The 16,765-nt window shown below is 68.5% G+C and carries 17 protein-coding genes; 10 read left to right on the top strand and 7 right to left on the bottom strand.

The genetic code is table 11. From position 1 onward, the window contains the following. The first annotated feature begins 4 nt into the window (after positions 1-4). From gap to secG, 4 genes are read left to right on the top strand one after another with little or no spacing between them, the layout of a single operon-like run. A complete protein-coding gene (gene gap / locus AC0VYB_RS10355; RefSeq protein WP_009377205.1) occupies positions 5-1,006 on the top strand; it encodes a type I glyceraldehyde-3-phosphate dehydrogenase in 1,002 nt (333 codons plus the stop codon). Next, positions 1,003-2,223, top strand: a complete 1,221-nt coding sequence (locus AC0VYB_RS10350) for a phosphoglycerate kinase (RefSeq protein ID WP_009377206.1) — start codon at positions 1,003-1,005, stop codon at positions 2,221-2,223. The genes gap and AC0VYB_RS10350 overlap by 4 nt, the downstream gene beginning before the upstream one ends. Positions 2,224-2,235: 12 nt before the next feature. Continuing rightward, positions 2,236-3,021: a triose-phosphate isomerase gene (tpiA, locus tag AC0VYB_RS10345; RefSeq protein WP_063250272.1), complete on the top strand. Its 786-nt coding sequence runs from the start codon at positions 2,236-2,238 to the stop codon at positions 3,019-3,021. Between the two features lie 44 nt (positions 3,022-3,065). Then, positions 3,066-3,311: a preprotein translocase subunit SecG gene (secG, locus tag AC0VYB_RS10340; protein ID WP_009377208.1), complete on the top strand. Its 246-nt coding sequence runs from the start codon at positions 3,066-3,068 to the stop codon at positions 3,309-3,311. 93 nt (positions 3,312-3,404) lie between these two features. Here secG and AC0VYB_RS10335 read toward each other — a convergent pair whose 3' ends face one another. The 3 genes from AC0VYB_RS10335 to tkt are packed head-to-tail and all read right to left on the bottom strand — an operon-like array spanning position 3,405 to position 8,202. After that, complete coding sequence (locus AC0VYB_RS10335; RefSeq protein WP_259821355.1) at positions 3,405-5,024, bottom strand: glucose-6-phosphate isomerase; 1,620 nt, start codon at positions 5,022-5,024, stop codon at positions 3,405-3,407. Further along, positions 5,021-6,124 (bottom strand): transaldolase, encoded by a 1,104-nt coding sequence (tal, locus tag AC0VYB_RS10330; RefSeq protein WP_063250273.1) that lies wholly within the window; start codon positions 6,122-6,124, stop codon positions 5,021-5,023. Before tal ends, AC0VYB_RS10335 begins: the two co-directional genes overlap by 4 nt. Beyond that, the gene (gene tkt / locus AC0VYB_RS10325; protein WP_259821357.1) at positions 6,121-8,202 is read right to left on the bottom strand and encodes a transketolase; all 2,082 of its coding nucleotides are present in this window, start codon (positions 8,200-8,202) and stop codon (positions 6,121-6,123) included. The genes tal and tkt overlap by 4 nt, the downstream gene beginning before the upstream one ends. 243 nt (positions 8,203-8,445) lie before the next feature. Here tkt and AC0VYB_RS10320 point away from each other — a divergent pair, with 243 nt between their 5' ends. Then, positions 8,446-8,892 carry a hypothetical protein gene (locus AC0VYB_RS10320; RefSeq protein WP_009377213.1) on the top strand — a complete coding sequence of 149 codons (447 nt, stop codon included), beginning with the start codon at positions 8,446-8,448 and terminating at the stop codon, positions 8,890-8,892. A 10-nt stretch (positions 8,893-8,902) separates the two neighbouring features. After that, the gene (locus AC0VYB_RS10315) at positions 8,903-9,889 is read left to right on the top strand and encodes a heme o synthase (protein ID WP_193338370.1); all 987 of its coding nucleotides are present in this window, start codon (positions 8,903-8,905) and stop codon (positions 9,887-9,889) included. A 57-nt stretch (positions 9,890-9,946) separates the two neighbouring features. On the opposite strand, the gene AC0VYB_RS10310 is transcribed toward AC0VYB_RS10315, so the two are convergent. From AC0VYB_RS10310 to AC0VYB_RS10295, 4 genes are read right to left on the bottom strand one after another with little or no spacing between them, the layout of a single operon-like run. Further along, on the bottom strand, positions 9,947-10,411 hold the full coding sequence (locus tag AC0VYB_RS10310) for a VOC family protein (RefSeq protein WP_009377217.1): 465 nt from the start codon (positions 10,409-10,411) through the stop codon (positions 9,947-9,949). After that, complete coding sequence (locus tag AC0VYB_RS10305) at positions 10,374-11,267, bottom strand: COX15/CtaA family protein (RefSeq protein ID WP_009377218.1); 894 nt, start codon at positions 11,265-11,267, stop codon at positions 10,374-10,376. The genes AC0VYB_RS10310 and AC0VYB_RS10305 overlap by 38 nt, the downstream gene beginning before the upstream one ends. An 8-nt stretch (positions 11,268-11,275) precedes the next feature. Then, entirely contained in the window at positions 11,276-12,037 is a 762-nt protein-coding gene (locus tag AC0VYB_RS10300; RefSeq protein ID WP_009377220.1) for an ABC transporter permease, read from the bottom strand. Then, positions 12,034-12,969 carry an ABC transporter ATP-binding protein gene (locus AC0VYB_RS10295; protein ID WP_009377222.1) on the bottom strand — a complete coding sequence of 312 codons (936 nt, stop codon included), beginning with the start codon at positions 12,967-12,969 and terminating at the stop codon, positions 12,034-12,036. The genes AC0VYB_RS10300 and AC0VYB_RS10295 overlap by 4 nt, the downstream gene beginning before the upstream one ends. A 118-nt stretch (positions 12,970-13,087) precedes the next feature. Between AC0VYB_RS10295 and AC0VYB_RS10290 the strand changes: the two genes are divergently transcribed. Genes AC0VYB_RS10290 through AC0VYB_RS10275 form a run of 4 tightly spaced genes read left to right on the top strand, consistent with a single transcriptional unit; the run spans position 13,088 to position 16,763 of the window. Beyond that, positions 13,088-13,807, top strand: a complete 720-nt coding sequence (locus AC0VYB_RS10290) for a helix-turn-helix transcriptional regulator (RefSeq protein WP_009377224.1) — start codon at positions 13,088-13,090, stop codon at positions 13,805-13,807. Further along, positions 13,804-15,234: a Fe-S cluster assembly protein SufB gene (gene sufB / locus AC0VYB_RS10285; RefSeq protein ID WP_009377226.1), complete on the top strand. Its 1,431-nt coding sequence runs from the start codon at positions 13,804-13,806 to the stop codon at positions 15,232-15,234. The genes AC0VYB_RS10290 and sufB overlap by 4 nt, the downstream gene beginning before the upstream one ends. A gap of 33 nt (positions 15,235-15,267) precedes the next feature. Next, complete coding sequence (sufD, locus tag AC0VYB_RS10280; protein WP_009377228.1) at positions 15,268-16,443, top strand: Fe-S cluster assembly protein SufD; 1,176 nt, start codon at positions 15,268-15,270, stop codon at positions 16,441-16,443. Next, positions 16,440-16,763 (top strand): non-heme iron oxygenase ferredoxin subunit, encoded by a 324-nt coding sequence (locus tag AC0VYB_RS10275; RefSeq protein WP_009377230.1) that lies wholly within the window; start codon positions 16,440-16,442, stop codon positions 16,761-16,763. The genes sufD and AC0VYB_RS10275 overlap by 4 nt, the downstream gene beginning before the upstream one ends. Positions 16,764-16,765: the final 2 nt, after the last annotated feature.

Raw genomic sequence — 16,765 nt, 5'->3', positions numbered from 1 at the left:
GGGCATGAGACGAATCGCTATCAACGGCTTCGGCCGTATCGGTCGTGCCCTCTTCCGTCTGTCCCTCGAACCCGATGCCGATTTCGAGGTCGTCGCCATCAACGACCTCACCGACACCGAGACCCTCGCCCACCTGCTGAAGTTCGACTCCGTATGGCCGCGCTTCGACCACACCGTGGAGGCCGAGGAGGACTCTCTCATCGTCGACGGGCGGGAGATCGCCGTCTTCTCGGAGAAGGACCCCGCCGCCATCGACTGGTCGTCGAAGGACGTCGAACTCGTCGTCGAATCCACCGGCATCTTCACCCGTCGTGATCAGGCCGAGGCCCACCTCGGCGGGACGGTGACGACCGTCGTCCTCTCCGCCCCCGGCAAGGACGTCGACGCGACGTTCGTCATGGGCGTCAACGAGGACACCTACGATCCGGAGAAGCACGAAGTCGTCTCCAACGCCTCGTGCACGACGAACTGCATGGCCACCGTCGTCAAGGCCCTCGACGACGCCGTCGGCGTCGAATCCGGACTCCTCAACACCGTCCACGCCTACACCGGCGATCAGAAGCTCGTCGACGGACCCCACCGGGATCTGCGCCGTGCCCGTGCGGCGGCGATGAACATCGTGCCGACGACGACGGGCGCCGCCCGCACCGTCGGCAAGGTCATGCCCCACCTCGAGGGCAAGCTCGACGGCTTCGCGATCCGCGTGCCCGTGCCCGCCGGGTCGATCATCGACTTCACGTTCACCCCGAAGAAGCCGGTGACCCGCGACGAGGTCAACGCGATCCTCGAGAAGGCCGCCGAGGACTCGCCCTACCTCGACTACACCACCGACGCCCTCGTGTCCTCCGACATCGTCGGCACCACCGCCTCGGCGATCGCCGACTCGGAGCTGACGATGGTCCTCGGCGACCAGGTCAAGGTCGTCGCGTGGTACGACAACGAGTGGGGATACTCGAACCGGCTCAAGGACATGGTCAGCTACCTGCTCAGCGAAAGGCCCCAATGAGGACATTCACCGACCCGTCGATCTTCGCGCACCGCACGGTGCTCGTCCGCAGCGATCTCAACGTCCCCATGGACGGGACGACGATCACGGACAGGGGGCGCATCCTCGCGTCCGCCGCGACGATCAGGTCACTCGCCGAGGCGGGAGCCCGAGTGATCGTCATCTCCCACCTCGGGCGCCCCAAGGGCGAACCCGACCCGCACTTCTCGCTCGCCCCGGTCGCCGGTGAGCTCGCCGAGGCGATCGGCCGCGACGTCGCCTTCGCCTCGGACACGGTCGGTGAGGATGCGAAGGCGAAGGTCGCCGAGCTCGGCGACGGCGACGTGCTTCTGCTGGAGAACCTCCGCTTCAACCCGGGGGAGACGTCGAAGGACGAATCCGAGCGGCGCGAGTTCGCCGGGCAGCTCGCCGCCTTCGCCGACGACTTCGTCTCCGACGGCTTCGGCGTCGTCCACCGCAAGCAGGCGTCGGTGTACGAACTCGCCGAGCTCCTCCCGCACTACGCGGGATCGCTCGTCCAGGCCGAGGTCGAGGTGAGCGACCGGCTCCTCAACGATCCGGCGCGCCCCTTCACCGTCGTCCTCGGCGGGTCGAAGGTCTCCGACAAGCTCGGTGTCATCGACAACCTCATCGCCCGCGCGGACAACCTCCTCATCGGCGGCGGCATGGTCTTCACGTTCCTCGCAGCGCTCGGCCACGACATCGGGTCGAGCCTCGTCGAAGAGGAGAAGATCGACGACGTCAAGGGCTACCTCGAGCGCGCCGAAGCCGGCGGGGCACGGATCATGCTGCCCACGGACATCGTCATGGCCGCATCCTTCGCCCCCGAAGCCGAGCACTGGGTCCGCCCCATCGACCGCCTCGTCGACACCCCGGCAGGAGACTCGGGACTCGGACTCGACATCGGACCCGACACCGCGGCCGCGTACGCGAAGGTCATCGCCGAGTCGGAGACCGTGTTCTGGAACGGTCCCATGGGCGTCTTCGAGTTCCCGGCCTTCGCCGAGGGCACGAAGACCGTCGCGGCGGCGCTCACCGCCTCGGCTCCCGGCGCTCCGGCCGACCGGCTCACCGTCGTCGGCGGTGGGGACTCCGCGGCCGCCGTCCGCGCACTCGGCTTCTCCGACAACGAATTCGGCCACATCTCCACCGGCGGCGGGGCCAGCCTCGAATACCTCGAAGGCAAGACCCTGCCCGGCATCGACGCTCTCGCGTGAGGACCGACCACCATGACTGACCGCACCCTGCTGCTCGCCGGCAACTGGAAGATGAACCACGACCACCTCGAGGCGATCTCGACCGTGCAGAAGCTCGCATGGGCTCTCGAGGACGCGAAGCTCGACGACTCGCAGTGCGAAGTCGTCGTCATCCCGCCCTTCACCGACATCCGCTCCGTGCAGACCCTCGTCCAGGGCGACAAGCTGTGGCTGCGCTACGGCGCCCAGGACGTCTCCCGCCACGAGCCGGGCGCCCACACCGGTGAGATCGCCGCGACGTTCCTCAGCCGGCTCGGCTGCACCTACGTCGTCGTCGGCCACAGTGAGCGCCGCGCCGACAACCACGAGACGAACGACGTCGTCGCTGCCAAGGTCAAGGCCGCTCTCGGCCACGACCTCGTGCCCATCCTCTGCGTCGGGGAGTCCCTCGACCAGCGGGAGGACGGCACACACGTCGAGTTCACGCTCGCCCAGCTCGAGGAGTCGCTGGCCGGACTCTCCGCCGAGGACCTGACCGGACTCGTCATCGCCTACGAACCCGTGTGGGCGATCGGGACGGGGAAGACCGCGACCGCCGAGGACGCCGCAGAGATGGCTGCGGCCATCCGGGGGTGGCTGCGGGAGATCTACGGCGACAGCCTCGCCGAATCGACACGGATCCTCTACGGAGGATCCGTGAAGACCGACAACGTCGCCGACATCCTCGTCTCCGACGACGTCGACGGTGCCCTCGTCGGGGGAGCGAGCCTGAGCGGGCCCGACTTCGCCGCTTTGTGCAAGGCCGCCGTCGGCCAGTAGACTGAACCGCAAATCCTCTGACAGAAACACAGGTTGAACTCGACGTGGAAATCCTCACCTTCGTTCTCATCGGCGTGCTCGTCCTCACGAGCATCTTCCTCACCCTGCTCATCCTCATGCACAAGGGCAAGGGCGGCGGCATGTCCGACATGTTCGGCGGCGGCATGTCGTCCTCCCTCGGGTCCTCCGGTGTGGCTGAGCGCAACCTCAACCGCTTCACCGCGCTGATGGCGATCGTCTGGGGCGCCTCGATCATCCTCCTCGGACTCATCACGCGCTTCTCCAGCTGATCAGCAGCGTCACGACGACGGCCCTCACCGTGATCGGTGAGGGCCGTCGTCTGCGTCTCCGCTGGGTCTGCGTCCCCGGTGGGGGAGTTCGGCTCAGTCGACGCCGTAGTGGTGGTGCGGCTCGATCGCTGTGATCGCCTGCCGCACCTGGTCGAGGCCACGGGCCCGGTCCGTGAGGTGGAGCCGGAGGACGGGACGTCCCCGCTCCCGCAGCGCCGCGGCGTCCCCCAGCGCCTGGGCGCGCTGGAGTTCTGCGAAGCCGTAGCCTCGGCCCGGTACCAGCAGCTCCGTCCGCGGGTCGGCTGTGATCTGGAGGAACACCCCGTTCGGGTGCCCGCCCTTGTGGTACTGACCCGTCGAGTGGAGGTAGCGGGGGCCGAAGCCGAACGTCGTCTGCACTCCCGCGTGCCGGGAGACGAGCGGGCGCAGATCGGCGGCCCCGGCGTCGCCGAGACGGTCGAGGTAGGCCTGGACGCCGATGTAGCCGTACTCGTCGACGCTGTCGAAGAGCTCGCGCAGGGCGCCGACGAGGTCGGTCGCCTCGTCGACGTCGCCGTAGACCTCGACATCGCCGTCGGCGAACACGGGGTACTCGTCATTCTGCGCACCCTGGTCGAGGGCCGCGCGGGCGAACGCCTTCGCCGCCTCGACGTCGGGCTGGTCGAACGGGTCGACGCCGATGCTGTACCCGGCGACCGCGGTGGCGAACTCCCAGAAGAGGAACTGCTCACCGAGGTCGCCGTCGACGACGGCGTTGAAACCCGAGGGCGCCCCGAAGTCGGCATCCGAGCCGAGGGTGCAGAGCACCGCGTCGGCACGGGCGTCGGCGAAGCCGATGTCGCCGGGACCGTCGACGACGACGGGGAGGATGCCCTGCCCGTCCTTGCCGAGCGACTCCGCGACAAGCTGTTCGACCCACGCCCCGAGCCCGCGCAGCGCAGGTGAGGTGTCGGCGAGGACGAGCTTCTCCGTCGCCCGCGCGTGGGCGATGCCGAGCCATGTGCCGAAGCGCAGCGCCGGATTGTCCTCGCTGTCGAGGGTGAGGTCGGAGGAGATCGCGGCCGCGGAGGCGACGATCTGCCGGACATCGACGCCGGCGAGACCCGCGGGAACGAGCCCGAAGGGGGAGAGGGCGCTGAAACGGCCCCCGACCGAAGGATCGCCGTGGAACGTCGCGAGGTAACCCTGCTCGGTCGCCAGGGCGTCGAGTTCGGTGCCCGGATCCGTGATCGCGATGAACCGGGAGGCCGGGTCGATGCCGACGGCCTCGAACGCCGCGGCGAAGGCCCGCCGGATCGCGTCGGTCTCGATCGTCGTCCCCGACTTCGAGGCGATGACGAGGACGGTGTGGTCGAGGTCGGTGCCGATCGCCTCGGCGACCTGATTGGGATCGGTCGAATCGACGATCTCGAGGTCGACGCCGGCGGCCGTGGCCATCACCTCGGGGGCCAGCGACGACCCGCCCATGCCGGTGAGGCTGATCGAACGCAGCCCGGCACCGGCGAGGCGCTCCCGCAGCTCCTCGATCTCGGTGAGCAGCTCCTCGGCGCGTGAGGGGAGATCCACCCAGCCGAGGCGGTCACCGGCGACGGCGGCGTCGGTGAACACCGTCCCGTCGCGGTCGGCGATGCGCGAGGGCACGCGATCGGCGAGCAGCCGGGCGATCTCGGCGTCGAACTCCGCGGAGACGGGGACGCTCAGCTCGACTCTCATGTGCGCTCCAATGCCCGCTTCACGGTGTTCTGGAGTTCGCTCCAGCTGACGTCGAACTTCTCCAGCCCCTCGGTCTCGAGCACCCTCATCACGTCGGCGTAGTCGATGCCGAGGCGGGCGAGCTGATCGAAGACCTCGTCGGCGGCGCGGTAGTCCTCGGGGGAGATCGCGGCACCGACCTCGCCATGGTCGTCGAAGGCCCGCAGCGTCGCCTCGGGCATCGTGTTCACGGTGTCCGGCGCGACGAGCCCGGTGACGTACATCGTGTCCGGGTAGTCGGGGTTCTTCACCCCGGTCGAGGCCCAGAGCAGGCGCTGCGGCCTCGCTCCGGCGAGTTCGAGCACGCGGAAGCGCTCCGAGGTGAAGAGCTGGGAGTGGATCTCGTGGGCGAGGATGCAGTTGGCGATGCCCGCCCGGCCCGCGAGCTCCGCGGCGGCGGGATCGTCGAGCTTGCCCAGCCGGGCATCGATCTCCGCATCGACGCGGGAGACGAAGATCGAGGCGACCGACCGGATGGTCGAGAGGTCGTGGCCTGCCGCCCGCGCCTTCTCGAGTCCCTGGAGGTAGGCCTCGACGACGTGCCGGTAGCGGGTGAGCGAGAAGACGAGGGTGACGTTGACGCTGATGCCCGCACCGATGGTGTCGGCGATCGCTGACAGCCCCTCTTCGGTCGCGGGGATCTTGATCATCGCGTTGGGCTCGCCCACGCGCTCCCACATGATCTTCGCCGCCGTCGCCGTGCCCGCGGTGTCACGGGCGAGCGGGGGAGGGACCTCGATCGAGACGCGGCCGTCGGCGCCGTCCGTGGCGTCATAGACGGGGCGGAGCAGACGGGCCGCAGCGGCGACGTCGGAGGTCGTCAGGGACTCGATGGCCTCCTCGGCGTCGGCTCCGGCGGCCGCGAGCTCGCGCAGCGCCCCGTCGTAGGAGTCGGAGCCGGCGATCGCGGTGGCGAAGATCGTCGGGTTCGTCGTCACTCCGACGACGTTCTTCGTCTCGACGAGCTCCTGGAGGTCACCGGTCTCGAGCCGGGTCCGTGACAGGTCGTCGAGCCAGACGGAGACCCCTGATTCGGACAGGCGGGTGAGGTTCTCGCTCATGCTTCTCCCTTCGCTGCGGAGATGGACTCCTCGGCCGCGGTGACGACCGCGTCGGCGGTGATGCCGAACTTCTCGTAGAGCGTCTGGTAGTCCGCCGAGGCTCCGAAGTGCTCGATGGACACGGCGCGGCCGGCATCGCCGAGGTAGCGGTGCCAGCTCATCGCCGAGGCGGCCTCGACGCTCACGCGCGCCTTGAGGGCGCGGGGGAGGACTGCCTCACGGTAGTCCTCGGGCTGGGCGTCGAACCATTCCTGGCTCGGCATCGAGACGACCCTGGTCGCGATGCCTCTGCTCTGCAGCTCCTCGGCCGCGGCGAGGGCGAGCTGGACCTCGGAGCCGGTGGCGATGATCGCGACCTGCGGGTCGTCGGCGGTGTCGTGGAGGACGTAGCCGCCGCGGGCCGCCTCGGAGGCCGGAGCGTACTTCGTCCGGTCGAGGACGGGGACGTTCTGGCGGGTGAGGACGAGACCCGTGGGGCCGTCGGTGCGCTCGAGGATCTTCCGCCACACGACGGAGGTCTCGTTGGCGTCCGCGGGACGGACGACGTCGAGTCCCGGGATCGCGCGCAGGGCCGAGAGGTGCTCGATGGGCTGGTGGGTCGGCCCGTCCTCGCCGAGCCCGATCGAGTCGTGCGTCCAGACGAAGATGTTCGGCAGCTCCTGGAGCGCGGCCAGGCGCACGGCTGGTCGCTGGTAGTCGCTGAAGACGAGGAAGGTGCCGTTGTACGGGCGGGTGCCGCCGTGGAGGGCGATGCCGTTGCCGATGAGCCCGGCGGAGAACTCGCGGACGCCGAAGTGGATGTTGCGTCCGTAGGGGTTGCCGGTGAAGGTGTCGGTCGACCGGTGCTCGGGCAGGAAGCTCGGATCGTCCTTGACGAGGGTGTTGTTCGATCCGGCGAGGTCGGCCGAACCGCCCCAGAGTTCGGGCATCCGTGCGGCGATCGCGTTGAGGACCTTGCCGGAGGCGGCGCGGGTCGCGATCCCCTTCTCGTCGGCGTCGAAGACGGGGAAGTCCGCGTCGAGGCCCTCGGGCAGGCTGCGGGTGGACAGGCGCTCGAAGAGCTGCGCGCGCTCGGCGTTGGCGTTCTTCCACTCTTCGAACTTCTTATTCCAGGCCAGGTGCGCCTCGCGTCCGCGCTCCCGGGCGGCACGCGTGTGCTCGAGCACTTCGGGGGCGATCGCGAACTTCTCATCGGGGTCGAAGCCGAGGACCTCCTTGGTCGCCCGCACCTCGTCCTCGCCGAGGGCAGAGCCATGGGAGGCCCCAGTGTTCTGGGCGTTCGGGGCCGGCCACGCGATGACCGTCGAGAGGCGGATGAAGGACGGGCGAGGATCGGCCTTCGCGGCCTCGACGGCCGCGTGGAGGGCGTCGATGTCCTCGGTGTACTCACCGCCGGCGGTGAAGTCGACGTGCTGGACGTGCCAGCCGTAGGCCTCGTAGCGGGCTGCGGTGTCCTCGCCGAAGGCGATGGCCGTGTCGTCCTCGATGGAGATGCGGTTGTCGTCCCAGATGACGAGGAGGTTCGAGAGCTCCTGGGTGCCGGCCAGCGACGAGGCCTCACCGGAAACGCCCTCCTCCATGTCCCCGTCTGAGGCGAGGACGACGATCTGGTGGTCGAACGGCGAGGTGCCGGGAGCCGCATCGGGGTCGAAGAGTCCGCGTTCGCGACGGGCGGCCATGGCCATGCCCACCGCCGAGGCGACACCGGAGCCGAGCGGTCCCGTGGTGATCTCGACACCCGGGGTGTGCCCGACCTCGGGATGGCCGGGAGTGAGCGAACCCCATGTGCGCAGCGCCTTGAGATCATCGAGTTCGAGGCCGAACCCGGCGAGGTAGAGCTGGACGTACTGGGTGAGCGAGCTGTGTCCCAGGGAGAGGACGAAGCGGTCGCGTCCGGCCCACGACGGATCGGCCGGATCGAGGGTGAGCGCGTGATGGTAGAGGTAGTAGGCGACGGGAGCGAGGCTCATCGCGGTGCCGGGGTGACCGCTGCCGGCCTTCTGCACGGCGTCGGCGGCGAGGAGGCGGGCGGTGTCGACTGCGCGGGAGTCGAGGTCTGTCCAGGACAGGGTTGTCATGTCGTCGAGTGATCCTTCACATCGGGGCGGTGCGTCCACTCAAACTCTACCGCGCACCGGCGCGGTCCTCAGGCCTGCGCCACCCTGTGATATTCCTGGAGGTCACGACATGCGCAGTGCGGCACGAGAGGCACCGCGAGGCGAGAAGGAGACCTCATCCCCACCGACCCCGATACCCGCAGGTCCCGCAGACCCGGGCCCCGCACTGCGCTCGCGGCCCGCATCATCGGCACCGGACTGCCCGTGCTCTTCATGCTCGGGCAGATCGTCGTCGCCGGCTGGTTCATCGCTCCCTTCGGCACCGAGTGGTCCGATGCCGTCGCCGTCTCCGACGCGGTGCTCGGCTGGATCGCCGTCGTCCTGCCGGGGGCGAGTCCCTTCGTCGCCGTCCTCGTCGTCCTCGTCTTCGCCCGACCGGCCGGGCTCATCTGGTGGTCGGGCGTGGTCTTCACGGTGCTCGCCGGTGCGTTCGGCCTCTGGGTCGATGTCGACATGCTCACACTCGACGATCCCCTCGCCGCACTCGGCTTCTTCTTCCTGCCCGCCTACCAGTGGGCCGTTCTCCTCCCCGCCGCGCTGATCATGGGAGTCATCGTCGGCGTGCGCCGTCGTCGACGCGAGCGCGGGGACCTCCGGGACGACAGGGAGACTCGCCGGACCCCAACTGGCAATTCGTTCGACAGAGGGTAGAATCGGGCAAGTGAGTGAACTTCGTCAGACCCCGGACACGCAGAGCGAACGACCCCTGCAGAGGACCATCGACGAAGCTCGACACTCGAAGCGACCCCGCTCGATCATCGGCGCCTACATCGCGCTGACGAAGCCCCGGGTCATCGAACTCCTCCTCGTCACGACCGCGCCGGTGATGTTCCTCGCCGCCCGCGGCATGCCGGATCTCTGGCTCGTGCTCAACACCCTCATCGGCGGGGCCGCAGCGGCCGCCTCGGCGTCGGTGTTCAACTGCTACGTCGACCGCGACATCGACGCGAAGATGGATCGGACGAAGCACCGACCGCTCGTCACCGGGGAGATCTCACCCAGGGCTGCGCTCATCTTCGCCGTCGTCCTCGGCCTCGGCTCGATCTTCTGGCTCGGCGGCTTCACGAACTGGATGGCCGCGGGCCTGACCGCATGTGCGATCCTCCTCTACGCGGTCTTCTACACACTCATCCTCAAGCGCCGGACCACGCAGAACATCGTGTGGGGCGGTGCCGCCGGGTGCATGCCCGTGCTCATCGGCTGGTCCGCGGTCACCGGGGGACTGTCGTGGGAGCCGCTCATCCTCTTCCTCGTCATCTTCTTCTGGACGCCCCCGCACTACTGGCCGCTGGCGATCAAGTACAAAGCGGACTATGACGCCGCCGAGGTGCCGATGCTGCCCTCGAAGGTCCCGCCGACCTCGGTGGGCCGCCAGATGATCCTCTACACGTGGGCGATGGTCCTCACCTCGCTCGCACTCATCCCGGTCGCCCCGATGGGTCCGGTCTACGCCGCGGTCGCCGTCCTCGCCGGAGCCTGGTTCCTCTGGTCGTGCTACGCGCTCGTCTCCCGGGCGAAGAAGGGCCTCTACGGCACCTCACTGCGGGCGATGAAGGTCTTCCACGGCTCGATCACGTACCTCTCGCTGCTCTTCCTCGCCGTGGCCGTCGACCCGTTCGTCACTCCGCTGCTGCCCAGTCTCTGGTGACCGGCCGCGGGCCGCGCTGACCACCCCTGCCTGGGGGTGAGCCTCCGGTGATGGGCCTCAGCCGGCCGCGACGAGGTCGGCGATGACGATCTTCTTCATCCCCATGAGGGCGCGCACCTGTGCGTCGCCGGTCATCAGCTCGTCGAGGTTCTTCGGCACGATCTGCCAGCTGATCCCGTAGCGATCCTTGAGCCAGCCGCACTGCTCGGACTCCGGGACGGCCGAGAGCGCCTGCCAGTAATGGTCGATCTCCGCCTGGTCCGCGCATTCGACGGTGAGCGAGATCGCCTCGTTGAAGGTGAAGGCGGGTCCGCCGTCGAGGCAGATGAAGCGGTTGCCGTCGAGTTCGAAGACCCCCGTGATGACCTTGCCGCGCATCCCGGCGAAGTGCTCGTCGAGGCTCTCGTCCGGGTAGCGTTCGATCGAGACGATGCGGGAGTTCGGGAAGACGGAGCAGTAGAACTCCATCGCCTCCTCGGCGCGGTCAGTGAACCAGAGACACGGAACGATCGGCGTCGGCATGGACTCTCCTCGGGTAGGCGCTGTCGAGCACAGCGACACTGGCTGCGATCGTAGCCGAGAGTCCGATCATATGGAATGCCACGAGGACGATGGGGACGCCGAGGAAGTACTGCGCATAGCCGATGACGCCTTGGGCGATCTCGACGACGAGGAGGACGACGAGCGGGGCGACCATCGGGGCCCACCGTCTGCGCGCATAGAGCAGTGCCGTGATCGTCGCGGCGACGAGCAGCCACACGGGCAGGGCGTGCAGACGCGTGACCCAGACGTTGTCGAGTCCGTTGCGGGTCGAGATCGTCGATCCTGAGTGCGGCCCGGCACCCGTGGTGAGCACGCCGAAGAGGACGATGACCGCGGTGAGGACGAGGATGATCCAGCCGAGCGCCGGAAGCGGGTTCGGCGCCTTCTCACCCGTGCGCACCCCGGTGTCGTACGTGCGACGGACGAAGTAGGCGGCGACGCCGACGGCGATGGCCGAGGGGACGAAGTGGCCGGCGACGACCCACGGGTTGAGCTTCGTCCACACGGTGATCCCGCCCATCACCGCCTGGACCGGGACGATGGCAGTGAGTCCGATGTTGAGCCAGAAGAGGTCCGGGCGGGCCTTGCGGTGCTTCCAGAGGAGGACGAGGATGGCCACGCCGAGGAGGGCGAGAAGAACCGCGAGGGTGCGGTTGCCGAATTCGATGGCGCCGTGGATGCCCATCGCCTTCGTCGCCACGAACGAGTCCGGGGTGCACTTCGGCCAGTCGGTGCAGCCGAGGCCCGAACCGGTGAGGCGGACGATGCCGCCGGTGAAGATGATGCCTGCCTGGGCGATGAGCATGGCCCAGGCGGCGATGCGGATCCTGTTCACTTCTCTCCTCATTCGAAACGGAACCACCTGCGTGCGGCAAGCGCTCCCACGATGCCCCAGACGAGGAGCACGATCAATGCCTTGACATCCCAGCCGCCGCCCACGCTCGCCCGCAGCGCGTCGCCGAGCGCCCCGGAGGGCAGGTAGCCGACGACGGTGCCCCATTCCCCGGTCCCGGGTAGGACGAGCCCGCCGCCGCCGGCCATGAGCACCCACACGAGGTTGGCCGCCCCGAGCGTCGCCTCCGCCCGCAGGGTCCCGGCCATGAGCAGTCCGAGCGCGAGCAGGGTGGCCGTGCCGAGTACGGTGGCGACGATGAGCGGGAGGACGTGGACGGGGCCGGTGAAGCCGAACATGCACGCGATGGCGAAGGCGAGGGCGTACTGGATGAGCACGACGACGATGACGGCTCCGAGCTTGCCGAGGATGAGGCCCGTCGTGCCCAGCGGCGTCGTCGCGAGCTGGGCGAGGACTCCGTAGCGGCGGTCGAAGGCCGTGGCGATGGCCTGCCCGGTGAACGCCGTCGAGGCGAGGCAGAGTCCGAGCGTGCCCGGCAGGGCGATGCTCAGCCGGTCCCCACCCGCGGGGATCGCGCCGAGCGCCTCGAGCAGCGGGGTCGTCGTGAGGAAGACGAGCAGGCCGAGCGGAAGGATGAGGGCGAGGAGGAGCTGTTCGCCGTTGCGCAGCACCGCGACCGTCTCGAAGCGGGCCTGGGAGAGCACACGGCGTGCCCGCATGCCCCGGACGCGGGGGATCTCGAGCGTGCTCATCGCAGGGGCCTCCCGGTGAGTTCGAAGAAGACGTCGGAGAGCGACTGCGACTGCATCGCGATGTCCCCGATCGTCAGTCCCGCCTCGGCGATGACCGCGCACAGGCCGGCGATGCGGGTGCTGTCGAGGCTGCCGGAGGCGATGACGAGGGTGCCCTGGACGGTGGTCGGGGCGACGGCGCTGAGCGACTCGGACAGGTGCCTGCCCGCCTCGGAGAGCGGATCGGGGGCGTCGGGGACGGTGATGACGAGGCGGCGGCCGACGCCCGAGGAGCTGCGCAGCTCCTCAGGGGCGCCGCGGGCGATGATCCGACCGCGGTCGATGACGACGATGTCATCGGCAAGCAGCTCCGCCTCGGCGAGGTCATGGGTGGTGAGTACGACGGCGACACCGGAGGCGGCGAGATCCCTGATGACGTCGTGGACGACCTCCCGGGCCTGCGGGTCGAGACCGGCGCTCGGCTCGTCGAGGAAGACGATGCGGGGACGGCCGATGAGAGCTGCGGCGAGTGCCACCCGCTGCCTCTGCCCTCCCGAGAGGCGGCGGATCGACCGCCCGGCGAACTCCGGGATGCCGAGGACGCCTGCGAGTTCGCTCAGCGGACGCGGATCGGCGTAGAGGGAGGCGAGGTGGCGCAGCACGGCCATCGGCTTCGCGCTCATCGGCAGTCCGCCGTCCTGGAGCATGACGCCGGCGAGCTGGGACGTCTCCTCGTGGCGCCGGTAGGGATCGAGACCGAAGATCTCGACGGTTCCCGCATCGGGCCGCCTCGTGCCCACCGCGAGCGAGATCGTCGTCGACTTGCCCGCACCGTTGGGTCCGAGGACGCCGAGCACCGACCCGACGCTCGCCTCGAGGTCGATGCCGTCGACGACCTGGTGTGCCCCGTACGCATAGCGGAGTCCACGGATGGTGAGAGCCGATTGAACCACCCGTACATTCTACGACCCGTCGAATGGTCCTGCCTAAACGGGCGGGGGAGTTAGGCTGACCTAGTTTTACGAAACAATTTACGCAACAATAGTGTTGTGTTAGTCAAGGAGGTGGAGCATGAGTGCGAACGACGCGGACGACAGCCGGACCCGGCAGAAGGTCTTCCGATCCGTGCTCGACGACGGACCCATCACCGCCTCGGCGCTGGCCAAAGGGCTTGAGCTCACCCCGGCGGCGATCCGTCGTCACCTCGACGCGCTCGAAGCCGAGGGGCTCATCGAAGTCCGCGGCTTCGCCGGAAAGCAGGCAGGTCGGGGACGACCCGCCAGGCACTACGTGGTCACCTCCCGCGGACATGACGAGCTCAGCCGCTCCTACGACGAGCTCGCGGTGAACATCCTCCGGTTCTTCCAGGGCCGGATGGGAGCGGACGCGGTGGGCGCCTTCTCCGACGACTTCGTCGCCAAGCTGCGCGAGCGGCTCGGCGGGGAGCTGGAGAAGCGGGGCGGACGCTCCGTCGCCTCCCGGTCCCGCGCGCTGGCCTCAGCACTGACTCGGGAGGGTTACGCCGCCTCGGCGACGCCGGTGGCCGCCGGAACCCCGCTCGAGGCGATGCAGCTGTGCCAAGGGCACTGTCCGATCCAATCCGTGGCGGCCGAGTTCCCCGAGATCTGCGAAGCAGAGCTCGCGATGTTCTCGGAGTATCTGGGGGTCGACGTCCGCCGTCTCTCATCACTGGCGCACGGCGACCATGTCTGCACCACCCACATCCCGACCTCGGAACTCACCAGGCCACCCATCCACGCAAACGATCGACCTCAAGGAGGTTCACGATGACTGACACCAGCAATCCGATCATCGAAGCGAACCCCGAGCTCAAAGACCTCGGGCAGTACGCGTACGGCTGGCACGACGAGAACGACGCAGGCGCCGCAGCGGAGCGCGGGCTCTCCGAAGCCGTCGTGCGCAACATCTCGACGCTCAAGGGCGAACCGGAATGGATGCTCCAGCGCCGCCTCAAGGCGCTGGGGCTCTTCGAGAAGAAGCCGATGCCGAACTGGGGCGCCGACCTCTCGGGCATCGACTTCGCCGATATCAAGTACTTCGTCCGCTCCACCGAGGGCCAGGCCCAGTCGTGGGAGGACCTGCCCGAGGACATCAAGAACACCTACGACCGCCTCGGCATCCCCGAAGCCGAGAAGCAGCGCCTCGTCGCCGGCGTCGCCGCGCAGTACGAGTCCGAGGTCGTCTACCACAAGATCAACGAGGAGCTCGAGAGCCAGGGCGTGATCTTCCTCGACACCGACACCGGTCTCAAGGAGCACCCGGAGATCTTCGAGGAGTACTTCGGCTCGGTCATCCCGGCCGGCGACAACAAGTTCTCCGCGCTGAATACCGCCGTGTGGTCGGGCGGATCCTTCATCTACGTCCCCAAGGGCGTCCACGTCGAGATCCCGCTGCAGGCCTACTTCCGCATCAACACGGAGAACATGGGCCAGTTCGAGCGCACGCTCATCATCGCCGACGAGGGCTCCTACGTCCACTACGTCGAAGGCTGCACGGCCCCGATCTACAAGACGGACTCCCTCCACTCGGCGGTCGTCGAGATCATCGCGAAGAAGGACGCCCGCGTCCGCTACACGACGATCCAGAACTGGTCGAACAACGTCTACAACCTCGTCACCAAGCGCGCGATCGCCGAAGAGGGCGCGACGATGGAATGGGTCGACGGCAACATCGGCTCGAAGGTGACGATGAAGTACCCCGCGATCTGGCTGACCGGCGAGCACGCCCGCGGCGAGACGCTCTCCGTCGCCTTCGCCGGTGAGGGACAGCATCAGGACACCGGGGCGAAGATGGTCCACGCCGCCCCCCACACGCAGTCCTCGATCGTCTCGAAGTCCGTCGCCCGCGGCGGCGGTCGGGCCGGCTACCGCGGACTCGTCCACGTCTACCCGGGTGCCGAGGGATCGTCGAACAACGTCCTCTGCGACGCCCTGCTCGTGGACAACATCTCCCGTTCGGACACGTACCCCTACATCGACATCCGCGAGGACGACGTCACGCTCGGCCACGAGGCGACCGTGTCGAAGGTGAGCGAGGACCAGCTCTTCTACCTCATGTCCCGCGGCCTCGAGGAGACCGAGGCGATGGCGATGATCGTGCGCGGCTTCGTCGAGCCGATCGCCCGTGAGCTGCCGATGGAGTACGCCCTCGAGCTCAACCGCCTCATCGAACTGCAGATGGAAGGCGCAGTGGGCTGAGCCCGACTGCGACCTGACCTTCAAGGAGAATTTGTGACTGATACGACCAATCCGCTCGGCGTCTCCGAGCACTCGCACGGTGCCGGCGTCCACGTGCCCGACGCGAAGCGCGACGCCCGCACGCGCAGCTTCTCTGTCGCCGACTTCCCGGTCCCGTCCGGCCGCGAGGAGGAGTGGCGGTTCTCGCCTGTGCGCAGGCTGAGCGACTTCTTCGCCGACGCCCCTACCGAGGCGAAGCTCACCGTCACCGGTGACCTGCCGGCCGGCGTGACCGTCGAGGAGATCTCGCTCGACGCCGCCCAGGAGCTCGGCATCCTCGAGCCCGAGGACCGCGCCGCAGCCGTCGCCGCGGAGCGCACGAGCACCGTGACGCACTACTCTGTGCCCGCCGACACCGAACTCGACGAGGCGGTCATCATCCACGCCGACGGCGCGGGCACGGACCTCGTCCACGGCCATGTCGTCGTCTCCGTGGGAGCGAACTCCAAGGCGACGATCGTCGTCGAACACGAGGGACTGACCCGGTACTCCGAGCTCGTCTCCCTCGTCGTCGGCGACGGCGCTGACCTCACCTTCGTCTCCCTGCAGCTGTGGGACGACGGCTCCCAGCACCTGGGCCAGCACGATGCGATCGTCGGCAAGGACGCGAAGCTCAAGCACATCGTCGTCACCCTCGGCGGCGACGTCGTTCGCCTCAACGCCAACGTCCGCTACTCCGCCACCGGCGGGGAGGCCGAGCTCCTCGGCCTCTACTTCGCCGATGCCGGACAGCACCTCGAGCACCGCACGTACATCGACCACAACACCGCGAAGGCGACGTCGAACGTCATGTACAAGGGTGCTCTGCAGGGCAAGGACGCGCGCAGCGTGTGGATCGGCGACGTCCTCATCCGCCCCGAAGCGCTCGGCATCGACACGTACGAACTCAACCGCAACCTCATCCTCACCGATGGGGCGCGCGCGGACTCGGTGCCCAACCTCGAGATCGAGACCGGCGACATCGAGGGTGCGGGCCACGCCTCCTCGACGGGCCGCTTCGACGAGGAGCACCTCTTCTACCTCATGTCGCGCGGGATCCCGGAGGACGTCGCCCGTCAGCTCGTCGTCCGCGGCTTCTTCAACGAGGTGATCCAGAAGATCCAGGTTCCCGAGATCGAGGACGTCCTCAGCGCGCGCATCGAGGACGAACTCGCCCGGAGCGTCCTGTGAGCATGATCGACGTCGCGGCCACCGCCGACGTGGCCGCGGGAGAAGCCGTGCGGGTCGACGTCGTGGGCCGGGAGATCTGCCTGGCCCGCGACTCCGCCGGCGTCATCCACGCCATCGACGATCTCTGCACCCACGGCGAGGTGTCCCTGGCCGAAGGCGACGTCGAGGGCTGCGCCATCGAATGCTGGCTCCACGGCTCGCAGTTCGACCTCAACACCGGCGCCCCGCTGAGCCCCCCGGCCTTCGAACCCGTTGCGGTCTATGCCTGCGAAGAGGTCGCCGGCCGCATCCTCATCGACCCGAACACGACTGTGAACTGAAA

It is taken from the genome of Brevibacterium sp. Z349TD_9 (assembly GCF_056173565.1).
The sequence above is the reverse complement of the archived record's forward strand: the minus strand, read 5'-3'. Positions and strand labels throughout refer to the sequence as shown.